7 protein-coding genes are annotated in these 6,845 nt (G+C 72.9%); 5 read left to right on the forward strand and 2 right to left on the reverse strand.

Annotated features, from left to right (window positions below; genetic code table 11):
* Window positions 1-8: 8 nt before the first annotated feature.
* The 4 genes from ACF1AK_RS31345 (at window position 9) to ACF1AK_RS31360 (ending at window position 4,248) form a co-directional block, all read left to right on the forward strand.
* A complete protein-coding gene (locus tag ACF1AK_RS31345) occupies window positions 9-1,067 on the forward strand; it encodes an SPFH domain-containing protein (protein WP_391502230.1) in 1,059 nt (352 codons plus the stop codon).
* Between the two features lie 166 nt (window positions 1,068-1,233).
* Complete coding sequence (locus ACF1AK_RS31350) at window positions 1,234-1,992, forward strand: sulfite exporter TauE/SafE family protein (protein WP_391502231.1); 759 nt, start codon at window positions 1,234-1,236, stop codon at window positions 1,990-1,992.
* Window positions 1,993-2,100: 108 nt separating this feature from the next.
* The gene (locus tag ACF1AK_RS31355) at window positions 2,101-2,403 is read left to right on the forward strand and encodes a 4a-hydroxytetrahydrobiopterin dehydratase (RefSeq protein ID WP_391502232.1); all 303 of its coding nucleotides are present in this window, start codon (window positions 2,101-2,103) and stop codon (window positions 2,401-2,403) included.
* A gap of 99 nt (window positions 2,404-2,502) precedes the next feature.
* On the forward strand, window positions 2,503-4,248 hold the full coding sequence (locus ACF1AK_RS31360; RefSeq protein WP_391502233.1) for a PQQ-binding-like beta-propeller repeat protein: 1,746 nt from the start codon (window positions 2,503-2,505) through the stop codon (window positions 4,246-4,248).
* A gap of 58 nt (window positions 4,249-4,306) precedes the next feature.
* Here the strand turns inward: ACF1AK_RS31360 and ACF1AK_RS31365 are convergent, their stop codons facing one another.
* A complete protein-coding gene (locus ACF1AK_RS31365) occupies window positions 4,307-4,846 on the reverse strand; it encodes an HNH endonuclease (protein ID WP_391502234.1) in 540 nt (179 codons plus the stop codon).
* Between the two features lie 303 nt (window positions 4,847-5,149).
* Between ACF1AK_RS31365 and tyrS the strand changes: the two genes are divergently transcribed.
* Window positions 5,150-6,412, forward strand: coding sequence for a tyrosine--tRNA ligase (tyrS, locus tag ACF1AK_RS31370; RefSeq protein WP_391502239.1), 1,263 nt, complete (start codon window positions 5,150-5,152; stop codon window positions 6,410-6,412).
* 156 nt (window positions 6,413-6,568) lie between these two features.
* Here the strand turns inward: tyrS and ACF1AK_RS31375 are convergent.
* The coding region (locus ACF1AK_RS31375) for a hypothetical protein (protein ID WP_391502235.1) at window positions 6,569-6,845 on the reverse strand (277 nt) is incomplete at its 5' end.

Below are 6,845 nucleotides of genomic sequence, written 5' to 3' on the forward strand. Positions count from 1 at the left end.
GAGAGTCCGTGGAACCCGTCCTTATCGTCCTGGTCGTCCTGGTCGTGGTGGCCTTCATCGCGCTGATCAAGACGATTCAGGTCATCCCACAGGCCAGCGCCGCGATCGTGGAGCGCTTCGGCCGCTACACCCGGACGCTCAACGCGGGCCTGAACATCGTCGTCCCGTTCATCGACCGCGTCCGCAACCGGATCGACCTGCGCGAGCAGGTCGTGCCGTTCCCGCCGCAGCCCGTGATCACCCAGGACAACCTGGTCGTCAACATCGACACGGTGATCTACTACCAGGTCACCGACCCCCGGGCGGCCACCTACGAGGTCGCCAGCTACATCCAGGCGATCGAGCAGCTCACCGTCACCACGCTGCGCAACATCATCGGCTCGATGGACCTCGAATCCACCCTCACCTCCCGCGAGGTCATCAACGCGGGCCTGCGCGGGGTGCTCGACGAGGCCACCGGCAAGTGGGGCATCCGGGTCAACCGCGTCGAGCTGAAGGCCATCGAGCCGCCGACCTCCATCCAGGACTCGATGGAGAAGCAGATGCGCGCCGAGCGGGACAAGCGCGCCGCGATCCTCACCGCCGAGGGCAACCGGCAGTCGCAGATCCTGCGCGCCGAGGGCGAGAAGCAGGCCGAGGTCCTCAAGGCCGAGGGTGAGGCCCAGGCCGCGGTGCTGCGCGCCGACGGTGAGGCCGCCGCCATCCGGACCGTCTTCGAGGCGATCCACCAGGGCGACGCCGACCAGAAGCTGCTCGCCTACCAGTACCTCCAGACCCTGCCCGAGCTGGCCAAGGGCGACGCCAACAAGCTCTGGATCATCCCCAGCGAGGTCGGCGACGCCCTCAAGGGCCTCGGCGGCGCGTTCACCGGGCTGACCGGCAACGGCGGCGGTGCCAACGGCAGCGCGATGGCCGCCCCCAGCGCCGCCCCGGCCGCCCCGCCGGCCGCCACCCAGGTCCCGATCGACCCGTCCGCGGGCCCGCGCCCGCTGGACACCGACACCAAGGGGTCCGCGCGGCCCCGGATCGACCCGCTCCGCGAGTACCGCAAGTCCGACCCGGAGTGACCGGCCCGTCCGACGCCCGCGGGCCCGCCCCCATACCGCACGGGGGCGGGCCCGCGGGCGTCCTGGCCCCGACTGTGTCGAACATCCCGAATTCCGGGGGCCTCTGGAACCCCCGCCGCCCCGTCCGGCATGATCGCGGCGACAGGACCCCCACGGGAGGTGGCTCATGACGGTCTGGGAGGCGATCGCCGTCCTGGCGGCAGGCGTCGGTGCCGGAATGATCAATGTCATCGTGGGCTCCGGAACCCTCATCACCTTCCCGGTGCTGCTCGCCGTCGGACTCCCGCCGGTCACCGCCAACGTCTCCAACGCCTTCGGCCTGGTGCCCGGCTCGCTCAGCGGCGTGATCGGCTACCGCCGCGAGCTGGCCGACCAGGGCGCCCGGCTCGTCCGCTTCGGCACCGCCTCACTGCTCGGCGGCGTGCTCGGCGCCTACCTGCTGATCGAACTGCCCACCGCCGCCTTCGACGCCGTCGTCCCGGTACTGATCCTGCTCGCCCTCGTCCTGGTGGTGCTCCAGCCCCGGGTCGCCCGGGCCGTCGCCGCCCGCCGCCGCCCCGACGGCGACCCGCACGGCGGACTGCTGCTGCTCGTCGGGATCTTCCTCACCGGCGTCTACGGCGGCTACTTCGGCGCCGCCCAGGGCGTGCTGCTGCTGGCCCTGATGGGCATGCTGCTCCAGGAGGACCTCCAGCGGATCAACGGGGTGAAGAACGCCCTCGCGATGATCGTCAACAGCGTCGCGGCCCTGTTCTTCCTCTTCACCTCCACGGTGAACTGGGCCGCCGCCGGACTCATCGCGGTCGGCTCGCTGGTCGGCGGGGTGGCCGGCGCCAGGGTCGGCCGCAGACTGCCGCCGCAGGTGCTGCGGGCGATCATCGTGATCGTCGGCCTGGCCGCCGTCGTCAAGCTGCTCACCGACTGAGGACACCCTTCGAGGTGTCGCCGCCCTCCGGCGGCCCGGCCTCTATATCGTCCTACGCGTGCGCGTTCCGCACGGACGACCGACAGCGACCGGTGACAGGAGTGGGCGATGAGCCGCGAACGGCTGACCGAGGACGAGATCACCGCGGGGCTGGCCGGCCTGCCGCACTGGACGCGCGAGGGCGGCACCGTCGTCCGCACCGCCGACGCCCCCGACTTCCCCGCCGCGATCCGGGTCGTCACCGCGGTCGCCGCGATCGCCGAGGCGATGGACCACCACCCCGACATCGACATCCGCTGGCGCACCCTGCGCTTCGCCCTCTCCACCCACAGCGCCGGCGGCCTCACCGCCCTCGACCTCGCCCTCGCCGCCCGGATCGACGAGGCGCTGGCCGCCGAGTCGGCCGGCTAGGAGGGCGGCGGAACCGTCCCCTCCGGGCCGCTCGGGTGCCGCTGCGGCGCCGTGAGATGCTGGCTGCCGCAGTGCAGGCGGCCGGGAGGGACGGAACGGATGGCGCAGGACCCCCTCGGCCACGGCCACCCGCAGCCCTGGTACCCGCAGCAGCCCGACGTCTACGTCCCGGACGCCCCCCACCTCCCGTACGACCCGTACCACCCCCACGGCCGGCTGCCGCAGCAGCCCGACGTCTACGTCCCGGACGCGTACCCCGCGTACGACGGGCCGCACCGCCAGGACCAGTACGCGCCGTACGTGGTCGTCCCCCAGCAGCCCGGCGGCGGCGAGCTGTACGTGCCCGCCGGTGCCGAGTACACCGACGACGGCTATGTGCACCTCGAACCCGAGCCCGAACCCGAGCCGGAGCCCGAGCCCGGACCGGAACCCGCACCGGCCGCCGCTCCGGCCCCCTCCCGCCGTGCCGGCCGCGGCGGGAAGGCCCGCGGGGCCAGGGCCCGCCCCGCCGCCGACGCCGGGACCACCCGCTACACCCCCGGCCGGCGCGCCCTGCTGGTGCGCACCGGCGCCGGCCTCGCCGCACTCGGCGTCCTGGTCGCGGCCGGCCTGACGGTGAGCGCCGAGGGCGACGGCGCCTCCGCCGACGCCGCCGGCGAACCCGGCTTCAGCGCCGCCCACACCCGGACCTGGGCCGCCCGGGCCGAGGCCGCCGGGCCCGGCGGCGACGACACCCTCGTCGGCAGCTGGCTGCTCGACGGCGCGGTGGTGCGCGCCGACGCCACCGGCGTGCGCGCCTACGACCTGACCGACGGCAAACCCCTCTGGGCCGTGGAGCCGCCCGCCGCCGGCGCCGTCCCGTGCGGCCTGTCCCCGACCGTCAACCGGGCCGGCCTCGGCGCCGCGCTGTTCCGGCCCCGGGCCGACCCGAAGGCCCCGTGCTCCCTGGTCGCCGCCGTCGACACCGAGGACGGCCGGACGGCCTGGACCAAGCCGCTCACCGAGGCCAAGGGCGCCTACGGCGCGCGCGTCGGCGTCACGGACGACAAGGTGATCGCGATCGGCGACAGCCACGCCGTCGCCTGGCAGTCCGCCGACGGCGTCGACGTCTGGCAGTACACCGGGCAGGGGAAGTTCTGCACCCTCTCCGGCGGCGTCTCCGGCACGACCGTCCTGGTGGCCAGCAGCTGCGCCGACTCCGACCCCGTCGACCAGGCCGTCGCGCTGAACACCGCCGACGGCAAGGTCGCCTGGTGGCGCGGCCTGGGGAACCGGCCCAGGACGGCGACCGTGCTCTCGGCCGAGCCCCCCGTCGTCCTCACCACCGGCGAGAAGCCCGAGGACGACCGGGTGCTCGCCTGGGGCCCGGCCGGCGACCCCGCCGCCGAGATCCCGGTCGCCGACGCCGGGGGCCGGCTGGACGTCGCCCACGGATCGTTCTCGGCCACCCCCGGGGTCTTCTTCCACGACCGCACGATGGTCACCACCCTCACCACCCCCGCCCCGGCGAACGGCGCCGGCGGGCCGGTCGCGGTGGCCGGCTACGACCTGGACACCGGCAAGCAGCGCTGGCGGACCACCGCCCGGGAGAAGGGCGCCGCCCGGGCCGTCGGCGTGGACCGCGGCGCGCTGGTGATCGCCGTCGACGAGCGGGCCGACCAGCCGGCGCACCTGAGCCGCTTCGCACTGGACGGCGGGCAGGAGACGGCCGGCGGCGGCTTCCCGCCCGGCACCGGCTCGCTGCTGGTCTCCGGCCGGGTCCTGATCGGCGGCGGCAGGGTCGTCGCCGTCCCCGAACACTCCACCAACTTCGGCACCGCGACGGGCTTCCGGGCGAAGGAATGAACCCGGGCCAGGGGGCCGGGGGCCGCTCCCCCCGGCCCGGTGCGGCTCCCGGGCCGTCTCAGGCGGCGGACGGCGCGGGCGCGGCGACCGGCTGGGCCGCCGGCAGCCAGTCGGCCAGCTCCCGCAGGTCCGAGACCCGCAGCCCCAGCGCCATCATCAGCGTCGCCTGCGGCGTCGGGACGAACGGCTTGCGCAGCAGCTTCATCCCCGCCTGCTCCGGCGTCCGGTCGGCCTTGCGCTGGTTGTCCTCCGAGCAGGCGGCCACCGTGTTCAGCCAGGTGTCCCCGCCACCGCGCGACCTGGGCTGCAGGTGGTCCACCGTGGTGGCCCGCCGCCCGCAGTAGGCACACAGGTGCTGGTCCCGGACGAGCACCCCGCGGCGCGACCACGGAGCCTGTTGTCGGAACGGCACCCGCACGTACCGCTGGAGTCTGATCACCCGCGGCACCGGTACGGTCACCCCGGTCCCGCGCATGGTGCGCAGCGGGTGGGCCTGCTCGACGACGGCCTTGTCCTGGAGCACCAGGACCACGGCACGCTGGAGCGACACCGTCGTCAGCGGTTCGTAGCTTGCGTTCAGAACCAGCGTGCTGCGCACCTCGGCCACCCTTCCGCGGTCGTGCCGCGGCGGCACGACCGTCCTCACACACGTCACTGCCGCCGCGCGGCGGTGGGACCACTGTGAAGGGGCTCCCCGCCGTCGAACAACGGAATTTCCGGTGTCACGGAGGGGCATGACCACGTCGTGACCGGGGCCGGTCCCGCGCGTCCGCGCCGATACGGCGAAAACTCGCTGGCCGGGACCGCGTAGGCTCTACAACGCTGGAGTCGTCCCGCACCGGGGCCCGGCCGAACCGGGCCCGCACCGGGCGGGACGCCCGACCGAAGGAGAAGCGTGACCGTGACGGACATCGTCGACGAGCTGCGGTGGCGGGGGCTGATCGCCCTGTCCACCGACGAGGACGCACTGCGCAAGGCGTTCGCGGACGGCCCGGTCACGTTCTATTGCGGCTTCGACCCGACGGCCCCCAGCCTGCACCTCGGCAACCTGGTCCAGATCCTCACCATGCGCCGCATCCAGCAGGCGGGGAACCTCCCGCTCGGCCTGGTCGGCGGTGCCACCGGCCTGATCGGCGACCCGAAGCCCACCGCCGAGCGCGTGCTCAACGACCCCGAGACGGTGGCCGGCTGGGTGGAGCGCCTGCGCGGGCAGATCTCCCGGTTCCTCGACTTCGAGGGCCCGTACGCGGCGCGCATGGTCAACAACCTGGACTGGACCTCCGGGATGTCCGCGATCAGCCTGCTGCGCGACGTGGGCAAGTACTTCCGGGTCAACAACATGATCGCCAAGGAGGCCGTGGCCCGACGGCTCAACTCCGACGCGGGCATCAGCTACACCGAGTTCAGCTACCAGATCCTCCAGGGCATGGACTACCTGGAGCTGAACCGCCGCTACGGCTGCACCCTGCAGACCGGCGGCAGCGACCAGTGGGGCAACCTCACCGCCGGCACGGACCTCATCCGCAAGGCCGACGGCACCTCGGTGCACGCGCTGGCCACGCCGCTGATCGTCAAGGCCGACGGCACCAAGTTCGGCAAGACGGAGTCCGGCACGGTCTGGCTCGACCCCGAGCTGACCACCCCGTACGCCTTCTACCAGTTCTGGCTGAACGCGGACGACCGGGACGTCCCCAACTTCCTGCGGATCTTCAGCTTCCGCTCGAAGGAGGAGATCGAGGAGCTGGAGCGCGAGACCACCGAGCGCCCGGCCGCCCGCCTCGCCCAGCGTGCCCTCGCCGAGGAGCTGACCACCCTGGTGCACGGCGCCGACCAGTACGAGCGCGCGGTCGCCGCCTCCAAGGCGCTGTTCGGCCAGGGCGACCTCGCCGACCTGGAGGCCCCCACCCTGGCCGCCGCGCTCGCCGAGGTCCCGAAGGCCGCGGTCACCGAGCTCCAGTCGGTCGTCGACCTGCTGGTCGCCGTCGGACTCTCCCCGAGCCGTTCGGCCGCCCGCCGGACGATCAAGGAGGGCGGCGCCTACCTCAACAACGTCAAGGTGACGGACGAGGAGGCGGTGCCGGCCGAGGCCGATCTGCTGCACGGTCGCTGGCTGGTCCTGCGCCGCGGCAAGCGCAACCTGGCCGCGGCCGAGCTGACCGGCTGACCACGTGATCGAACCGGCCGCGATGGCCGAAACGCAAGGCCGCTGACCTGCGGCTTCACCCATCAGGGGCGGGATCCAGCCGGATCCCGCCCCTGATGTTTGACGATGTCCTCCAGGTGGCCTAGTGTTGAACGAGTCGCTGAAGCGGCCACCCACTCAGCGCGTCACGCTCACAGCATGAATTTCGAGTGACACTCGGAATGCGCTAATGTGGAGGGCGTTGCGGAAAGTGACCCCGGCCAGTTCGGGAAATCGGATGAATGAAACTCCGGAAAACGGAGCGGAAAACATCTGGTAAGCTGGAAACACGAAAGAACGAAGCGCCCGGAGGGTCGGTATGAAAGCCGCCCGATGGAAGCGTCCGTTCCTTGAGAACTCAACAGCGTGCCAAAAGTCAACGCCAGATATGTTGACATCCCCGGCCTCGGTCCTC

The sequence above is a fragment of the Kitasatospora sp. NPDC015120 genome, from assembly GCF_043080305.1.
GTDB lineage: Bacteria > Actinomycetota > Actinomycetes > Streptomycetales > Streptomycetaceae > Kitasatospora.

What these genes read in the sequence shown, in the direction of transcription:
- ACF1AK_RS31360 (WP_391502233.1), top strand. Translation starts at nt 2,503, where the DNA reads ATGGCGCAGGACCCCCTCGGCCACGGCCACCCGCAGCCCTGGTACCCG.
- ACF1AK_RS31355 (WP_391502232.1), top strand. Translation starts at nt 2,101, where the DNA reads ATGAGCCGCGAACGGCTGACCGAGGACGAGATCACCGCGGGGCTGGCC.
- ACF1AK_RS31350 (WP_391502231.1), top strand. Translation starts at nt 1,234, where the DNA reads ATGACGGTCTGGGAGGCGATCGCCGTCCTGGCGGCAGGCGTCGGTGCC.